This is a genomic window from Candidatus Methylomirabilota bacterium, assembly GCA_035764725.1.
In the GTDB taxonomy this organism is placed as follows: Bacteria; Methylomirabilota; Methylomirabilia; order Rokubacteriales; family CSP1-6; genus DASRWT01.
Genome location: DASTYT010000060.1, coordinates 1 through 16,935 on the forward strand (window position 1 = coordinate 1; position 16,935 = coordinate 16,935).

14 protein-coding genes and 1 tRNA gene are annotated in these 16,935 nt (G+C 67.6%); 10 read left to right on the forward strand and 5 right to left on the reverse strand.

Annotation, left to right across the window (positions count from 1 at the left end; translation table 11 throughout):
* Positions 1-370 (forward strand): tyrosine-type recombinase/integrase (locus VFX14_11155; GenBank protein ID HEU5190238.1); only part of this gene is annotated, 370 nt, incomplete at its 5' end.
* Between the two features lie 51 nt (positions 371-421).
* On the opposite strand, the gene VFX14_11160 is transcribed toward VFX14_11155, so the two are convergent.
* A tRNA-Arg gene (locus tag VFX14_11160) sits at positions 422-498 on the reverse strand.
* A gap of 9 nt (positions 499-507) precedes the next feature.
* Positions 508-1,539 carry a tyrosine-type recombinase/integrase gene (locus VFX14_11165; GenBank protein ID HEU5190239.1) on the reverse strand — a complete coding sequence of 344 codons (1,032 nt, stop codon included), beginning with the start codon at positions 1,537-1,539 and terminating at the stop codon, positions 508-510.
* 922 nt (positions 1,540-2,461) lie between these two features.
* Between VFX14_11165 and VFX14_11170 the strand changes: the two genes are divergently transcribed.
* The 5 genes from VFX14_11170 (at position 2,462) to VFX14_11190 (ending at position 7,044) form a co-directional block, all read left to right on the forward strand.
* Positions 2,462-3,388: a hypothetical protein gene (locus tag VFX14_11170; GenBank protein HEU5190240.1), complete on the forward strand. Its 927-nt coding sequence runs from the start codon at positions 2,462-2,464 to the stop codon at positions 3,386-3,388.
* A gap of 272 nt (positions 3,389-3,660) precedes the next feature.
* On the forward strand, positions 3,661-4,056 hold the full coding sequence (locus VFX14_11175) for a hypothetical protein (protein HEU5190241.1): 396 nt from the start codon (positions 3,661-3,663) through the stop codon (positions 4,054-4,056).
* Between the two features lie 140 nt (positions 4,057-4,196).
* Entirely contained in the window at positions 4,197-4,541 is a 345-nt protein-coding gene (locus VFX14_11180; protein ID HEU5190242.1) for a hypothetical protein, read from the forward strand.
* Positions 4,542-4,566: 25 nt separating this feature from the next.
* Positions 4,567-5,721 (forward strand): cation:proton antiporter, encoded by a 1,155-nt coding sequence (locus VFX14_11185; protein ID HEU5190243.1) that lies wholly within the window; start codon positions 4,567-4,569, stop codon positions 5,719-5,721.
* A gap of 426 nt (positions 5,722-6,147) precedes the next feature.
* On the forward strand, positions 6,148-7,044 hold the full coding sequence (locus VFX14_11190; GenBank protein ID HEU5190244.1) for a hemolysin family protein: 897 nt from the start codon (positions 6,148-6,150) through the stop codon (positions 7,042-7,044).
* 1,019 nt (positions 7,045-8,063) lie between these two features.
* On the opposite strand, the gene VFX14_11195 is transcribed toward VFX14_11190, so the two are convergent.
* Positions 8,064-10,409, reverse strand: coding sequence for a CoA transferase (locus tag VFX14_11195; protein ID HEU5190245.1), 2,346 nt, complete (start codon positions 10,407-10,409; stop codon positions 8,064-8,066).
* A 5-nt stretch (positions 10,410-10,414) separates the two neighbouring features.
* Entirely contained in the window at positions 10,415-11,308 is an 894-nt protein-coding gene (locus tag VFX14_11200) for an amidohydrolase family protein (protein ID HEU5190246.1), read from the reverse strand.
* A gap of 110 nt (positions 11,309-11,418) precedes the next feature.
* On the opposite strand from VFX14_11200, the gene VFX14_11205 reads away from it, so the two are divergent.
* Genes VFX14_11205 through VFX14_11220 form a run of 4 tightly spaced genes read left to right on the forward strand, consistent with a single transcriptional unit; the run spans position 11,419 to position 15,824 of the window.
* Positions 11,419-12,918, forward strand: coding sequence for an ABC transporter substrate-binding protein (locus tag VFX14_11205; GenBank protein HEU5190247.1), 1,500 nt, complete (start codon positions 11,419-11,421; stop codon positions 12,916-12,918).
* A gap of 5 nt (positions 12,919-12,923) precedes the next feature.
* Entirely contained in the window at positions 12,924-13,877 is a 954-nt protein-coding gene (locus VFX14_11210; GenBank protein HEU5190248.1) for an ABC transporter permease, read from the forward strand.
* Complete coding sequence (locus VFX14_11215) at positions 13,874-14,758, forward strand: ABC transporter permease (protein HEU5190249.1); 885 nt, start codon at positions 13,874-13,876, stop codon at positions 14,756-14,758. The genes VFX14_11210 and VFX14_11215 overlap by 4 nt, the downstream gene beginning before the upstream one ends.
* A 40-nt stretch (positions 14,759-14,798) precedes the next feature.
* Positions 14,799-15,824, forward strand: a complete 1,026-nt coding sequence (locus VFX14_11220) for a TauD/TfdA family dioxygenase (protein ID HEU5190250.1) — start codon at positions 14,799-14,801, stop codon at positions 15,822-15,824.
* A gap of 52 nt (positions 15,825-15,876) precedes the next feature.
* On the opposite strand, the gene VFX14_11225 is transcribed toward VFX14_11220, so the two are convergent.
* Positions 15,877-16,707, reverse strand: a complete 831-nt coding sequence (locus VFX14_11225) for a methyltransferase domain-containing protein (protein ID HEU5190251.1) — start codon at positions 16,705-16,707, stop codon at positions 15,877-15,879.
* Positions 16,708-16,935 lie beyond the last annotated feature (228 nt).

Below are 16,935 nucleotides of genomic sequence, written 5' to 3' on the forward strand. Positions count from 1 at the left end.
CCTCACCCCCGAGCTGAAGGCCATGCTGGCGGCCCAAGTGGCGCGCGTGAAGGCCTTGCAGCACCGGCTCGGGAAGATCATTCCCGACCTGTTCGTCCACCAGACCAGCAAGGCGCCGGGCCTCGTAGGCACACCCATCCGCGACTTCAGGAAGGCCTGGAGGACGGCCTGCCGGCGCGCTGGTGTCCCTGGTGCCATCCGGCACGACTTCCGGCGGACGGCCGTGCGGAATCTCGTCGCCTCGGGGGTGCCCGAACGGGTCGCCATGACCGTCACCGGCCACAGGACACGCTCAGTCTTCGACCGCTATCACATCGTCAGCACCTCCGACCTGCAGGAGGCCGCGCGCAAGCTGGCGGCGCGGGGCTGATGGCTGTGGTCACGTTCTCGTCACGTTCTGAGGGAATGGTGCTTGGTAAGTTGGCGCGCCTGGAGGGATTCGAACCCCCGACCCCCGGCTTAGAAGGCCAGTGCTCTATCCAGCTGAGCTACAGGCGCGTCAGGCACTTACGATACACCAGCAGTAACCGGCAGCCTCGACTCGAAGTTTTCTTGAAGTGTGGCAATCCCTCCCGCAGCACCCCGAACCAAGCGCTCCACCGCCTCCCGAAGATGTGTCGGGGACAGGTGAGAGTATCGCTGGACCATCGCTAGGGTACGCCACCCCCCAAGCGTCTGGACGGTGCGGGTGTCCACTCCCGCCATCACCAAGCGAGAGGCGAAGGTGTGACGGTTACAGTGCCAGGTATACCCGTCGAGCCGGCTCGCGTCCCTCTTCGCCTTTTTCAAGGCGTCAGCCGCGCACTCCACGGCGTTCGGGAAGAAGTGATCGGGCTGCACATAGGAGCACCGAAATACCGGCTCCACCGGGTCGTCGGGCCGGGTCCTTTGGCCGGCGAGGTCCATCAGCACTTCCCGAACGATAGAGTTCATGGGTATCTGGCGGGCGTAGCCGGATTTGGACTGCCGCACCGTGATGAGTCCCGTGAGCATATCCACGTCGCGCCACCCAAGCCGGCGCTGCTCGCTCCATCGAAGGCCCGTATGGATTGATACCGAGAACAGAGGGCGGAGATCCGGTCGCACCGAGTCGAGTCTTGGACGCCCAACGAGGAGTTCATCCGGGTGCAACGCCTCAAGGATGGCCGCCTCTTCCTCGGCCATCAGGTACTGAATCCGACCCTCCGGCTCCCTGGACTTTGCCACGCCGCGGACGGGGTTATTCACCATTAGCCCGTGCCGGATTGCCCGGTTGAACATCGCGTGAAGGGTTGTCCGGTAGCGGTTTCTAGTGGCCGGCGCCCGAGTGGCGAGTAGCCCGTCAAGGAAGCGCTCAACATCAGCCATGGTGATCTGGTCGAGTTTCTGCTTCCCGAACGCAGGGCACATCGCCTGGACGCGCCCGGCCTCTATTGCGTATCCCCGGTGATGAAGCTTCGCCCACGCGAGATACTCCTGGACGAACTCGCCGAAAGTGATCCGGCGGGCCTCCCGTGCCTCTTCGGCCTGGCTCCGCTCTCGTTCCCGACGCCGCTCCACTCGCGGGCACCAGCTCCGGTCACTGTGGATTCGAAGCCGTCGGGTTGACAACATGCGGAGCGCCTCCGTCTTGCTAGTGCTTCCCTGCTCCTGGTGGACGTGTCCTCCCTTGGGTTGTGGTGCGAGCACTTGCGCTGATCACTGTCGTGATCGCCGTCGCTCAATTCACCTTCCATGGAGGCACGCTCGTACCTCTGCTATTGAATGGCGTCCGCCGCGCTTCAACATCGCGGTCATCCTCAATCGTGAACCACTGCGGCCACACCGACCTGTACGTGGTGTGGCCCACGACCGAAACGGGCTGGTATCTGCCGGTGGCTCTGCTGGACGAAGAGAAGGCCAATGCGCCCTATGCTCCCGGGCGGAGTGCCGTTTAGTGCGGCGCTTTCAATGTCTTGTCGAAGGCGGCGCTGCCTTGGGAGCCAGCGCGACGTGATGATTCATGGTCGTCGGTCGACGCACCTCGACCGCCTGCACCCCGCACATGACCGTGCTGCTGCCGCGCCGAGACGCTTGCGCCTACTCGGCTGGCAACCCTGCATGACGCAGACTGGCGTGGAGTGGCGCGGCCACGCGCAAGAGTACGTGCCCTGGCCGGAGGCGGATGGGTACTGGCGGATGGTGCCGGTGCTAGGGTAGTACCGCAATTGAAGGGGGTGCTGAGATGAAGAAGCCAGCGTCGCTTGTCGCCGTAATCGTGCTCTGGCTCATCGCCCTGGCACAGTTACTACGCGTCCTCCTGCGAGTAGACGTGACGGCTCGGGGCGCCCACATACCGCTTTGGCCGAGTGCCGCGGCCTTCATCGGCTTCGGGCTGTTGGGGGTCTGGCTGTGGCGCGAGCGGCAGCAATGACCCCGCCATTCGGGCTCGACGAGCACGGCCACCAGGCAACATCGGAAGAGCGCACTGGGGACTGACCGCGTGCTCATCGGCCTTCTGGCCCTGGTCATCGGCCTCGCCCTTGTAGTGTGGGGCGCCGAGCGGTTCACGGAAGGCGCGATCCAGGTGGCGGCGCGCTTGGCGGTGAGCACCTTCCTCGTGGGGGCCGTGGTGTCAGGGTTCGAGCCCGAGAACCTCGCCAGTGGTGCCGCCGCAGCTCTCGGGGGACTTCCTCAAATCGCGCTCGGCACCGTGATCGGCTCGACCATCTTCCTCCTGACCGCGGCCCTCGGGCTCGCCTTGCTCATCGCCCCGATGGCGGTGCGCATCCCGCGTGAAGGGCCGGTCGCCATGATGCTGAGCCTCGTCCTCTTCGCCCTGGTCCTCTGGAACGACGGAGCCGTGAGCCGCGTCGAGGGCGTGCTGCTCGTGGTGGCCGCGCTCGGCCTGATGTTCTGGCTGTACAGGCGCTCGCCCGTCTTCCACGGCGACGCCGAGGACGGCCGACCGGCATCGGGGGTTAAGATCACCGGCCTTCTCGTCGTCGGTGCTGCTGTGATGGTGGTCGGAGCTGAACTGCTCGTCCACGGCGCTCGCACCCTCCTCACTGTCGCTGGGCTCTCGGAGACCTTCCTCGGCATGGTGGTCGTCGGTATGGGTGAGAGCCTGGAAGAGGCTGCCCGCATGACGGCACCGGCCCGACGCGGCCATCCCGAACTGGCGTGGGGCAACGTAGTCGGCACCACGGTCGTTCTGCTCACCTTCAACCTCGGCGTGCTCGCGCTGATCCGCCCGCTGATCGCCGACCCGCTCGTGCTCCGGCTCCACGCCCCGTACTTGGTCGTATGCACCCTACTCGTCGCGGGAGCGCTGCTCGTGCTACCGAGGTTCGGACGGGGCGCGGGAGTAGTTCTCGTCGTGCTCTTCGCCGGTTACCTGGGGTTGAACCTTCGGCACATGTGGCAGTAAGTCCCGTTGCCATACGTCCGGTAGCTTCAGCTTACCGCCCCGTCCCCCCTTAGGTCATCGCCGCGTCGGCTGGTCGTCGTACCGGTCCCTTGCCGTTACCGCGAATCAGGAGTATAAGGGGCGCTGGGTGTGGCGGCATGGCGCCGCCGCAGGTGGGTTCTTCGAGTGGTCGGGCCGCCACTCGTGAGACTGCAGACGGCCAAAGCCGTCTCGACCCCCTGCGGGGCCGTAGCGAGCCTCCCTCGGTTACGGGGGGGCCTGCGGGAGCCATCGTGCCCGAGCCCACTCCTGTAGACCAGCCGAAGCAAGTCGATCCGAAGCTTTCCTTCACCGCCGTACCGCCGCGACAGCTCCGCTCGAAGCCTACCCTGATCTCCGCCGTCGCTCGTCTGTACTGGATGTTGGCGGGTAACGCGGCCCTATATCTGGTCGCACTCGCAATCGCGCAGCAGGGACAGCAAGCGTCGACCAAAGATGTCGCGTTCTTCGCGGTCGTCGCGAGTCTCATCCTTGTCCGTTACCTAGACATCGCGTGGTTAGGCGGTGCGACTGCGTCGGGGAAGCCCGCGTCGCTCGGTGACTGGTATCGGTACGTGGCGTGGTTGCTTCCGCTTTCCCTGGCCGTCTGGATCATCGCTCGCGCTACGGCGCGGGTCGGCCTCCTGTAGCCGGCCAACGCTCCAGGCGAGGACTAAGCCATGAACGACGACAAGGAGCGAAACAAAAGGCTGAAGGTCAGTCTGGCCATGCTCGGAATCGCGCTCGTCCCCATTGCGATCCTCACGCTGCTCTCTTAAAGGAGCGAACCATGGTCAAAGTCGGGCGGTTCGTCACCGATCCCAGGGCTGGCGCTTACTGCCACCTAACACTCGATGGCGGTGAGAAAGTCATCGTCCACCACGAGAAGGGCGGCTTCAAGGGTGGCCTGCTCACCATCGAAGTTTCGAAGTTCATGGGCTTAAGCTCCGACCGGATCTTCGCGTGCAACCTGGACAGTCCGAAGGGGAGCGGCGTCCTGGCGTGGCTAACGCGAGGCGCCGACCCTACCAGCCTCGCGGCGACGCCGCTGGGCGCTGTGGTCGAGTTCGTCAAGGATGCTGGGTCGCTCACCGAGCTGAAGGACAGGTGTGCCAAGCTAATGGCCGGCCAATAGGCGAGCAGCGGGAGCGAAGCTGACCGTGGAGTTCCGTGACCTATTGCTAGGACTCGTCCTCGTCTGGCTTGCGGCAAAGCTCGCCGGGGAGGGCATGGAGCGGATCGGCCAGACTGCCGTCCTGGGTGAACTCTTGGCCGGAGTCATCATTGGGCCGGGTGTCCTGGGACTCGTGCACGAATCGGAAATGCTGCACGCCCTCGCGGAGTTGGGCGTCCTGATCCTCCTCTTCGAAGTGGGGCTGGAATCCGATCTCGGCGAGCTGCTGCGGGCTGGTGCCCAGGCGACGCTGGTCGCCCTGATCGGCGTCACGCTGCCGTTCGCGGTAGGTTACGGCGTCATGCACGCACTGGGCTCCCCGGGGCTCGTGGCTGTCTTCGTCGGCGCCACGCTCACCGCGACCAGCGTCGGTATTACGGCCCGCGTGCTCGCCGACCTCGGTCGTCTTCACGATGCTGCCGCGAAGGTTATCCTCGGGGCGGCAGTCGTGGACGACATCCTCGGTCTGATCATCCTCGCGGTAGTGACGGGGATCGCTCAGACTGGCAGCATGTCGCTGTGGTCGGTGAGCATGCTGTCGGCAAAGGCGGTCCTGTTCCTGCTAGTGGCCATCCTGGTGGGCATTCGGCTCGCGCCCACTCTGATCGACTGGATCGGACGCCTGAAGGCACGAGGGACCCTGATCGTCTACTCGGTCGTCTTCGCGGTGGCGCTAGCAGCCACCGCCGACCTCATCGGTCTGGCGACGATTATCGGGGCGTTCGCAGCAGGACTGGTTCTGGCGACGACGGAGCGACGTTCTCACATCGAGGAGCGCGTCAAGCCAGTCGCCGATCTTCTGGTGCCGGTGTTCTTCGTCACGATAGGGATGAAGGTCCAACCCTGGATGCTGAACCCGTTTGCCGAGAACGCACAGTTCGGCATCGCAATGCTGTTGACAGCAGTCGCTGTCGCCTCCAAGTTGACGGCTGGCCTCGCCGTCTACCAGCGCGGTGTGCGTCGGTGGCCGGTGGCGGTCGGTATGGTGCCGCGCGGCGAAGTCGGTCTGATCTTCGCAGGGGCAGGCCTTGCAGCGGGCGTGATCGCAGAGGACTTGTACTCAGCGCTCGTCGCGGTGGTGATGCTTACGACGTTCGTGGCTCCTCCGTGGCTGAAGGCCCTTTATAAGGCCCCGAAGTAGGACGATGCGGGTCGAGATGCGACCTCTGCAGCTTGGCTTGGCATTCCCTCATATCGGGGCTGTTGCGCTTGGTGGGCTAGTCGACAGCGTGGCTCACGGCATCACATGAGACGAAGGGGAAGAGGCCATGGGCATGCTCGCGGGGTTGGGGCCGTGGAGGCTTTCTGCTCCCGGCAAAAGGGTCAGGCGAGCGCAATGCGAGTTCCGTCACGCTAGCCGCGGATCCTCGGTCTACCAGCAGGGCGATATCCTCGTCAATACCCAGGCGAGTCTCCTCGGCCATTCCATGGCCCCGGCCTCGACCCTGGCCACGATCGCGGTCGTGGTCTTCAGCGTCGCCGATCTCGAGCGGATGAAGACACTTCGATCTGTCGCCACTGGCGGGCTGGTGCTCACCTGTCTTGTGACGCTTGCGAGTTCCTGCTCATCGCGGTCGGCATTCTCGCGAACGGCGTCTTCGCCGGCTCTGAGATCGCGCTGGTGTCGTCACGCATCAGCCGCCTAGCCGAGCTGCGGCAGCGATCGGTTCGCGGGGCAGCCGCCGCGATGCAGCTCAAAGAGACGCCCGAGACCTTCCTCGCCACGATTCAGATTGCGATCACGGCGGTGGGAACGCTGACCTCCGCCGTCGGTGGCGCGACGGCCGTCGAAGCCCTCTCCCCGTGGCTCATGCGGGTTGGTCTGGGCGGGGCCGCCCAGACCGTTGCGCTCGGCATCGTGATCGTGGCGATCACGTACACGTCTCTAATCATTGGCGAGCTGACGCCGAAGGCGATCGCGCTGGGCGACCCCGAACGCCTGGCCTGCCTGATGGCGCCACTGATCGCCGCGATCAGCCGGGCATCGGCGTTGATCGTTCATGTCCTGAGCGCTTCGACGAACCTCGTTTTGAAGCTTCTGGGGATGGGAACGCCGAAGGAGTCGCCGTTCGTGTCGGAGGAAGACGTCAGGTACCTGGTCCGTGAGGGCGCTCGGAAGGGCATCTTCGAGAAGCTCGAGGAGCAGCTGGTGCACAACGTCTTCGAATTCGCCGATACGACGGTTCGGGAGATCATGACCCCGTGCCCACACGTCAAAGGGCTTGAACTCGGCACAGCCCCGGAGGCTGTTCTTGGGAAAGCCCTGGAGGTCGGCCACTCCCGGATCCCGGTGTATCAGGGCTCGGTCGAGGCGATCGTGGGCATCGTGACACTGAAAGACCTGCTGGCCGTCGTGGCCCGTGGCGAGACGCTGCGATTGCCGTCCCTCCTGCGGGCGGCGGTGTTCGTGCCTGAGACCGTCCGGATTAGTCATCTGCTGCGCCAGCTCCAACAGACACGCTAGGGGCTCGCGATGGTCGTGGACGAGTACGGCAGCGTTGTCGGCCTCGTGACCGTCGAAGACGTCGTGGAAGAGATCGCCGCCGAGATCCGCGACGAGGGCGAGCATCCGGCAGAAGTCATCACCAATCTCCCGGACGGGTCGGTGGTGCTGGACGGAATGACGCCTCTCGACGAGGTTGAACGCCACCTCGGCATCGCGCTGCTGCACCGCGCGACTACGCGACCGTCGCCGGACTGCTCCTCCACACGCTCAACTCCGGTCCGACGCGCGGCATGTCAATCGTCGTCGCCCGGCGACGATGGACCGTCCTCGAGATGGATGGTCCCCGGATCCGGCGTGTCGGCGTCCAGCCGGAATGATCAGCACACGGCAGGGCAGGCAGACTGCAGATCCACGGTGATGCTTGATCTCTCCGTCGTCTTCTTCGTCTACACGAGGAAGAGAGCTTCACGGTGCTTCTTGGTTGCGCGATCAAGTCGGGCCGGCTGTCGAAGGTCTGAACACGACCGCCACGCCCCGAGGAGCGACCACCCGACTTCACCCAGGAATTACCCAGGAAGTTGCTCCCAAGGAGCGCCAAAGAATCCCAAAGCCGCTGACGTAAGAAAGGCTAGTTGGCTAGGCTGTCTTTGTGGCGCCTTGGCTCCAGTCTCGATTTGAAAAGGGCTCATCCCCTACGGGCGATTAAGGCATGGCTAGTAGGGCGAGGTAGAGGGGAAGGACGACTCGAAGTTTTCTCAAAGTGCGGTGACTCGCCGACGCTTCCTGCGAGTCACTGCTGCTCACAGCTGCCTAGGCGCCGTCTCCACGGAAACTTGCGTCGATGGTGGCGAGAGCGACATTGCGTGACCGTGAGCGACACGGAGCGCCACGCGCTGGTCACTTTAGAAGGCCAGTGCTCTATCCAGCTGAGCTACAGGCGCGTGTCTTGAAAATCTTAACCGGAAAGGCCGAACTATGCTCGGACCTATGCCTCGCGCGCGGCGCACGCACCATGCGAGGCCCCCGAGACATTCGACTCATCCGAGCTCCCGGATCCGGGCCGTCGTGTAACCCAGGAGCCCTCCGAGGACGGCCTCGTTGTCGGATCCCGGCCGTCGCGACCAGCCGGCCACCCGGCCCGGGGTGCGGGAGAGCAATGGCACGATCCCCTGCGTGACGATCTCGCCCATCTCCGGATGGGTGAGCCGCACCAGATCGCCGCGGCTCCAGCAATGCGGCTCGCGCACCAGGTCGGCCACCGAGTTGACCGCGCTCGCTGCCAGCCCGGCGCCACGAAGCGCGGCGACCGCCTCGGCGGCGGGCAGCGTGCCGACCAGCTTGACCACGTCCTCGCGAACGCCGTCGCGATCCTCGGGCGGCGGCCGACGGCCCAGCCGCGTGAGCGCCTCGCCAACGGCGCTCCAGGACGGAGCCGACGCCGCCACGAAGCGGCCGTCGGCGGCCTCGACGGTGACGCTGGCCGGGTAGAGCGGCGACTCCCCACCCGCGCGCTCGCGGCGGATGCCGAGTGCGCTGCGCGCCGCCAGCAGGTCGCCGGTCAGCCGGAGGGCGGCCTCGAACATCGCGGTGTCCACCACCTGCCCCTGGCCGTCCGCGTCGCGCCGCAACAGCGCGGCCACCATGCCCAACACGTTGAAGAGCGCGGTGGAGTAGTCGCCGGCCATGACCCCGTCGCGCACCGGCGGGCGGTCCGGCCAGCCATTGAGATAGGTAATCCCGCCGAAGGCGAGCCCGACCGGGTTGAACGCGGCGCGTGCGGTGTAGGGCCCGCTCTGCCCGAAGCCGGACGAGCGCAGCAGCACGAGCCGCGGGTTGGCCGCGAGGAGGGTGGCCGGAGCGAGATCCCAGCGCTCGAGCGTGCCGGGCCGGAAGTTCTCCACGATCACGTCGCTCTGCCGAACCAGCGCGAGGAACGCCTCCCGTCCGACGGGCGCGCGCACATCGAGTGTGATGCTGCGCTTGTTGCGGTTGGTGACGACGAAGCCCGGGCTCTTGCGGCCCTGGGCATCCGCGGCCACGCTTGGCAGCTCGACCATGATCACGTCGGCGCCGAAGTCGCCGAGCAGGGCGGCGGCCGCGGGGCCGGCCAGCCACTGCGAGAGGTCGAGCACGCGGACCCCGCGCAGCGGGCCCCATCCGCTGGAGAACGTCCGCTCCGGCGCGTCGACTCGCGCCCGGGCCTCGAGCCACTCGATCGCCGATCGGACGATGTCCGTATGCTCACCGAGCCGGGGGGCGCGCCGCGGAGGCGCGGCCGGGGTCCGCGAGAGCTTCGGCACTGCCGCGGGCGCGAGGAACTCCGTTCCGGTCGCCGACGTGAGAGGCACGATGGCCTCGCGCGCCTTCACGTGCGCGTCCCCCACGATGTCGTCCGCCGAGCGCACCGCGGTCCCGGCCACGCCGGCCGCGGCGAAGCGAGCCTCGACGTCGGCCTGGTCGTGCGCGGCGATCCACGTGCCCACCAGCTCGTCGGAGGCCGGCCGGTTCTGGAGCCGCGCGGCGGGCGTGGAGAACCGCGGATCCTTCGGCGCGTCGGGCTTCTCGATCGCCTGGCAGAGGCGGGCGAAGGGCTGGTCGCCCGCGCCGGACACCGCGATCCAGCCGCCGTCCCGCGTGCGGTAGACGTTCGCCGGCACCACGATGGGCGACTCGGTGCCGAGCCGCTCGGCCACTGTCCCGGTCCGGTCGTGGCGCACGACCACCTCTTCCTGCATCCGCAGCGCGGTCTGATAGAGGCCGATGTCCACCACCTGTCCGCGGCTGCTGCGCCGGGCGTGAAAGACCGCCATCAAGAGCCCGCTCGCGCCGTGGATCGCGGTCCAGCCCTCGGCCAGCGGCACCGTGACCGCCAGCGGCGCACGGTCCGGGAACCCGGTGACGAACTGCATGCCGGAGAAGGCCTGGGCGATGCGGTCGTCGCCACGGACGCCGGCCAGCGGGCCGGTCTGCCCGAAGGGCGAGATGCGCAGAGTGACGAGCCGCGGGTTGCGGCGCTCCAGCGCCGCTGGCCCGAGCCCCGCCGTCTCGAGCCGCCCCGGCCCCAGGTCCTCCACCAGCGCGTCGGCGGTGGCGAGCAGCCGCGCCAACCACGGCTCGGCCGAGAGATCCGCGATCTCGGCCCTCACCGAATACTTCCCACGGTTCTCCGACTGGAAGGCGAGCGAGTCCTCGCCGTCGAGACCGGGCCCGCGCCGCCGCATCGGCGAGCCGGTCGCCGGCTCGATCTTGATCACGGTGGCCCCGAGATCGGCGAGGAGCCCGCCCGCCATCTCGCCGGCGAGCGTCTCGGCCAGCTCCACGATCACCACCCCGGCGAGCGCGCCACCGCGCCCGGCGCCAGGCAGCGCGGGGGGCTCGCTCATCGCCGTCATGCCAGCCCGAAGACGCGGGCCGCGTTGCCGTAGAGCCACTTCTCCTTGACCGCGTCCTTCAGCGGCAGCGCGAGGTACTCCTGGATCAGCGTCTCGTACGGCTGCCCGATTAGCCCGGCCGACAGGCCAACCAGCACCTTGTCCTGGATCAGCGTGTTGCCGAACTGCATCAGCATCTCCCAGCCCGAGCCGGGCTGGCCCAGGTACCGTCCGCGATGCGCGGACGTGTCCATGTACAGGTTCGGGTGCCGGCGCACCAGCGCGACCATCTCGTTCACCCAGGGCCAGCCGCCGAGCCCGCCGATGATCTTGAGCTCGGGGAAATCCATCGCGACCTGGTCGAGGTTGGCCGGGTGGCCGAGGTCATAAGGGCGATCGTTGGCGTAGTTCATCGAGGAGTAGATGCGCACCGGGATGCCCAGCTCGGCCGCCTTGGTGTAGAGCGGGTAGTAGCGGCGGTCGCGTGCGGGGATGCAGTCCACCAGCGCCGAGATGCCCAGGGCACAGAAGCCCTCGTCGCGCACCAGGCGCTCCAGCTCGCGCACCCCGCTCATGCCGTGGAACGCGTTGATGCTGATCCGGGCCAGCCCCAGGAAGCGGCCGGGGAACCGCCGCAGGAGCTGCGCCTGCTCCTCATTCGAGATGCCGAAAGGGACCGAGCGCACGATGCCGAGCTTGCCGAGCTTCTCGACGTAGTCGTCCAACTCCTCGTCCGGACGGTGGTCGGCTCCCTCGCGCCGGGCGCGGAAGATCCGCCCGTAGTTGGCCATGCCGTAGCCGGCGGGCTTCTCCGTCGCGGCGCCCGCCGCCTCCGCTGGGGCCGCGGCGGGCTTCTTCTCCACGTTCGCCCCGTACGGCACGCTGCACTCCATGTCGATGATCCGTAGCATTCGATCGCTCCTCCTCGAGTAAGGGATCGCGGCGAATACAGTACCGCGATCGGGCCCGTCTTGACAGTGCCGCCTCCCCCCCTCAAGATTCCCGTCGGAGGAAATCCCCCGTGAGAGCCATCCTGACCATCCTGACCGCGATCCTGCTGTTCCTACCCGCCCCGGCCCACGCCCAGAGCGTGCTCCGCATCGGGCTCAACGACGACCCGGACGCGCTCGACCCGACAATCAGCCGCGCCTACACCGGCCGCCTGGTCTTCGCCGCGCTCTGCGACAAGCTCTTCGACGTCACCCCAGACCTCAAGATCGTGCCCCAGCTCGCCACCGGGTACGAGTGGGCGGCCGACCGCAAGTCGATCGTGATCAAGCTGCGCCCGGGCGTGCGCTTCCAGGACGGCGAGCCGTTCAACGCGGAGGCGGTGCGCTTCAACATCGACCGCCACCAGAACACGCCAGGATCCTTCCGCAAGTCGGAGATCGCCGAGATCGCCAGCGTGGACGTGGTGAACGACCTCACGGTGCGCTTCAACCTCTCGCAGCCGCTGGTGCCCCTGCTCGCCGCGCTGACCGACCGCGCCGGCATGATGGTCTCGCCCAAGGCGGCCAAGGCTCTCGGCGACAAGCTCGGCACCCAGCCGGTCTGCGCCGGCCCCTACAAGTTCGTGCAGCGGGTGGCCCAGGGCAAGATCGTGGTGGAGAAGGTGGCCGACTACTGGGACAAGGGCGCCTTCTCAATCGACCGCATCGAGTTCGTGCCCATCACCGACTCCACCTCGCGCTTGGCCAGCCTGCGCTCCGGCGACCTGCAGATGATCGAGCGCGCGTCACCCACCGACCTGGCCGAGATCCGGGGCGACTCGAAGCTGAAGGTGACCGGCGTGCCCGAGCTGGGCTACCAGATGATTCCCCTGAACGTGGCGAACGGCGCGAAGAGCAAGGTCTTCGCGGACGCCCGCGTGCGCCAGGCCCTGGATCTCGCGATCGACCGCGAGACGCTGGTGAAGACCGTGTTCAATGGCGAGTACATCGCGGGCAACCAGTTCATCAGCCCGGCCAACCCGTACTACGACCAGAAGATGCCGGTCGCCAAGCGCGACGTCGCGAAGGCGAAGCAGCTCCTCAAGGACGCGGGGCAGTCGAGCCTCGCCTTCACGCTGGTGGTGCCCCCGGAGCGCGATCGGCAGGAGGCGTCGCTGATCCTGCACGCCATGTGGGCGGAGGCCGGCATCACCGCGAACCTCCAGACGCAGGAGAACGTGACGATGCTGCAATCCGGGCGCAAGGGCGACTTCGAGGCCTACTTTACGTTCTGGAGCGGCCGGCCCGACCCCGACGGCAACGTCTACTCGTTCACGACCTGCAAGGGCGCGCAGAACGACAGCCACTACTGCAACGCCGACGTGGACGCGCTGCTCACCAAGGCCCGGCAGGTCGCGGATCAGGCCGAGCGCAAGAAGCTCTACGACCAGGCCACCGAGATCATGGCGAAGGACGTGCCGCGTCTGATCCTATGGCACCGCCGCGTCTTCACCGCGTTCAGCAGCCGGGTGCAAGGCTTCACGCCCTACCCCGACGGGATCATCCGCTTCCGAGGCCTCAAGCTGAACTGATCGGCATGGTGCTCTGGCTCTACGTGGCGCGCCGGATCGCGATCCTGGTGCCCACGCTGTTCTTCGTCTCGGTGCTCATCTTCTCGCTGCAGCAGCTGCTGCCTGGCGACGCGGCGGTGGCGCTGGCCGGCGAGGAGAACGACCCGGCCGCGGTCGCGGCCATCCGCGCGCGCTACCACCTGGATCGGCCGGTCGTGGTGCAGTATGGCCTCTGGCTCGGCCGCGTGCTGGTCGGCGACTTCGGCGAGTCGCTGCGCAGCCGCATCCCGGTGCGCGAGCTGCTGGCTTCCAAGCTGCCGGTCACGGTGGAGCTGGCGTTCTGCTCGATGCTGATCGCGCTCTGCATCGGCATCCCGGCCGGCATCCTCTCGGCCACCCGCAAGGGCACGGCGGTGGACGTGGTGGCCAACTTCTTCGCGCTCTCCGGTCTTTCCGTGCCGCACTTCTGGCTGGGCATCATGCTCATCTTGTTGTTCGCGGTGCGCCTGGGCTGGCTGCCCGCCTCCGGCTACGTGCCGCCCTGGGAGGACCTGCGCCGGAACCTGACCACGATCCTGCTGCCCTCGCTCGTGCTCGGCACCGGCGTGGCCGGCGTCATCATGCGCCACACCCGCAGCGCGATGCTGCAGACCCTCGGCGCCGACTACGTGCGCACCGCGCGGGCCAAGAGCGTGCCCGAGCGCCTGGTGGTGCTGAAGCACGCCCTGCGCAACGCGCTGATCCCGGTTATCACCCTGGGCGCCATCGAGTTCGGCCGCTTGCTCTCCGGCGCGGTGCTCACCGAGCAGGTCTTCGCCATTCCCGGCTTCGGCAAGCTGCTGGTCGACGGCGTGTTCAACCGCGACTACGCGGTGGTGCAGGCGGTGGTGCTGGTCTCGGCCATGCTCTACGTGCTGCTGAACCTGGGCGCCGACGTGCTGTACTTCCTGGCCAACCCGCGCTTGCGGGACTCCACGTGAACGTCGCCCCGGCCGTCCTTGGCGCGCCGTCCGGGGTGGTGGCCACGCGGCGCTACAAGGCCGCGCGGCAGCTCGCGCGCCGGCCGGCGGCCATCGTCGCGCTCGCGGTCGTCCTCGCGTTCATCCTGGCGGCCCTCGCCGCGCCGCTGCTCGCCCCCTTCGACCCGAACGCGATCGACTACCGCGCCCTGCGCAAGCCCCCGTCCGCAGCGCACCCGCTCGGCACCGACGAGGTGGGGCGCGACGTGCTGTCCCGGCTGCTCTGGGGAGCGCGCGCCTCGCTCCTCGCCGGCGTCATCCCGGTCATCATCGCGGTCGTCCTCAGCGTGCCGCTCGGGCTCCTCTCGGGCGTCGCCGGAGGTTGGCTCGACGGGCTTATAATGCGGATCAACGACGCCATGCTCTCGATCCCGTTTCTCATCGTCGCCATCGCGCTGGCCGCCTTCCTCGGCCCGGGCCTCGGCAATGCCATGATCGCAATCGGAATTGCCGCCCTGCCCACGTTCGTCCGGCTCGTTCGCGGCACCGTGCTCGTGATCAAGACCGAGGAGTACGTGGAGGCGGCGCAGGCGCTGGGCTGCTCGCGCCCGCGGGTGGCGCTCCGCCACATTCTGCCCAACACGCTGCCGCCACTCTTCATCCAGGTGAGCATCACGGTGGCGGCGGCCATCATCGCGGAGGCGAGCCTGTCGTTCCTGGGCCTGGGGCAGCAGCCGCCGGCCCCGTCGTGGGGCAGCATGCTCAACGCGGCCCAGCGCTATCTCTCGCAGGCGCCCTGGATGGCGCTCTATCCCGGGCTGATGATCTTCGGGATCGTCATGGCCCTCAACGTCCTGGGCGACGGCCTGCGCGACGCCCTGGACCCCCGACACCAGTCTTGAGCGCCTTTCCGCATCACCAGCCGTCAAGGAGGCCCACCCCGTGAGTCTTGTCCGCATGACCCCGATCACCGACGCGAAGGCCTGGCGGGGCGAGACCCTCGCCCGCGAGACCTCGTGGATCGTCACGCTCACCGAGGCCGAGATCGCGGACATCGACCGTGCGCTGGCCACCGCCAAGGCCTCGCGCCTCGGGCTCGAGGCGATCCAGCGCGAGCATTTCCCCCTGACCGTCATGCGCGCCAAACTCGAGCAGGCGGTGACCGAGATGTACGACGGCCGCGGGTTCGTGGTGCTGCGCGGGCTGCCGGTGCGCCGCTACAGCGACGACGATGTCGGGCTCATCTTCTGGGGCTTCGGCCGATACATGGGGGGGCCGCTCTACCAGAACCCCCAGGGCGAGCTGCTTGGCCACGTCTACGACCACGGGCGCACCTACGGCAACATTGACGTGCGCGGCTACGAGACCAACGCCTACCTGCCGTACCACACGGACGCGGGCGACATGGTGGGGCTGCTCTGTCTGCGCCGGGGCCTCGAAGGGGGGCTCAGCAGCATTGTGAGCTCGGTGACGGTGCACAACGAAATCCTGGCCCAGCACCCCGAGTACCTCGGCCTCCTCTACAACGGCTTCTACTACATCCGCCGTGAGGCGGCCCTGACCGAGCGCGGCGTCTCCGAGCGCCCCATCCCGGTCTACGGCCAGCAGGACGGGGTCGTGAGCTGCCGCTACATCCGCAACCAGATCAACGCGGGAGCGGTGAAGCGCGAGGTGCCGCTGACTACCTTCGAGCGCGCCGCGCTCGACTTCCTCGACGAGCAGACCCGGCGGGCCGACCTGCGCCTGGACATGGACCTGCAGGCCGGCGACATCCAGTTCATCAACAACTTCACCATCCTCCACTCGCGCACCGGCTTCGTCGACGGCCCCACGCCCGACCAGAAGCGCCACATGCTGCGCCTCTGGCTCAAGTTCCCGAAGCCCTGGCCGCTCAGCCCCGAGTTCCCGAGCCACATGGGCTACAAGCCGTCCAAGGACACGCCGGAACTGGTCGAAGCCGAGACCTAGAGGGTCGAGTCCAGAAGCCCTAACGGTCTCAGCGGGTGCCTGAGCCGGCCGATCAGGCCGGCTTGCGACAGACGAGCTGTATCGGGTGGGTTCGTCCCTCGTCGATGTTCCGCAGGGCGTTCCGCGTCTTCTCGAGCGTGTTCTCGCCCATCAAGAGGTGGATCCCGAGCGCCGGCGCCGCGCCCGCCTCGGCCCGCTCGATGGCCACCCGATAGCCCGCGGCGTACTTGGCGCCGGTGTCCTCGATGGCGATGGCCCGGAAGCCCGCCTTCTCCAGGAGCGCACGCGTCTCGGCCGGCGCGACCAGGTAGGAGCCGCTGCCGTCCGTCGACCAGGGCAGCGGGTAGTGCGGGCTCCCCTTCGGGCCGAGGCCATGCTCGGTGAGGGCGAAGAAGCCGCCCGGCTTCAGCACCCGGTACGCCTCCGCGAAGAAGGCCGGACGATCGCCGACGTTCATGGTCACGTGCTGCGTGTACGCGCCGTCGAAGGACGCGGACCCGTAGGGAAGACGCTGGCCGTCGCCTAGCTCCAGCGTCACCTGGAGCTCCATCCGGAGGAGCGCGGTCAGCTTGGTGGCGGCGTCGATGAACGGGGCGGTGATATCGACACCGCTGACATGGCAGCGGAACCGCTTCGCCATGTACCGCGCAGGGCCGCCCAAGCCACACCCGATGTCCACCAGGCGCTGGCCGGACGTGACCGGGAGCTGGTCGGCCAGCTCGATGGTCGCGGGGAGGCCTCGGGCGTGGAAGTGGTCGACCGGGGCCAGGTCCTCCACCGTCAGAGCGTCCAGCGGCTTCCCCGCATGCTTCAGGGCCGCCTCGATGACCGCGTAGATATCGCCTCGGCCCCAGTGATGCGCAATCGCCTTGGCGTGGGCCATTGGCTGTATGCTACTGCATTCCGAAGGGTTTCAGGCGCGTGCCGAAAACGTCGCGGTGCGGCGAGGTCGGGGGGTGCGGCGACGCCTCCCTTGACGGCGGCAGGTCCCGCGTGCGAAGAAGCGCCCATCGGTTCGCCGATGTCTGACCACCCGCACCCGCCCGCCCAGGAGTTTGGAGCCGCCGCGCCGGCCGGCGCTCGGGCAGACGGGCTCATTCCCTTTCGCGAG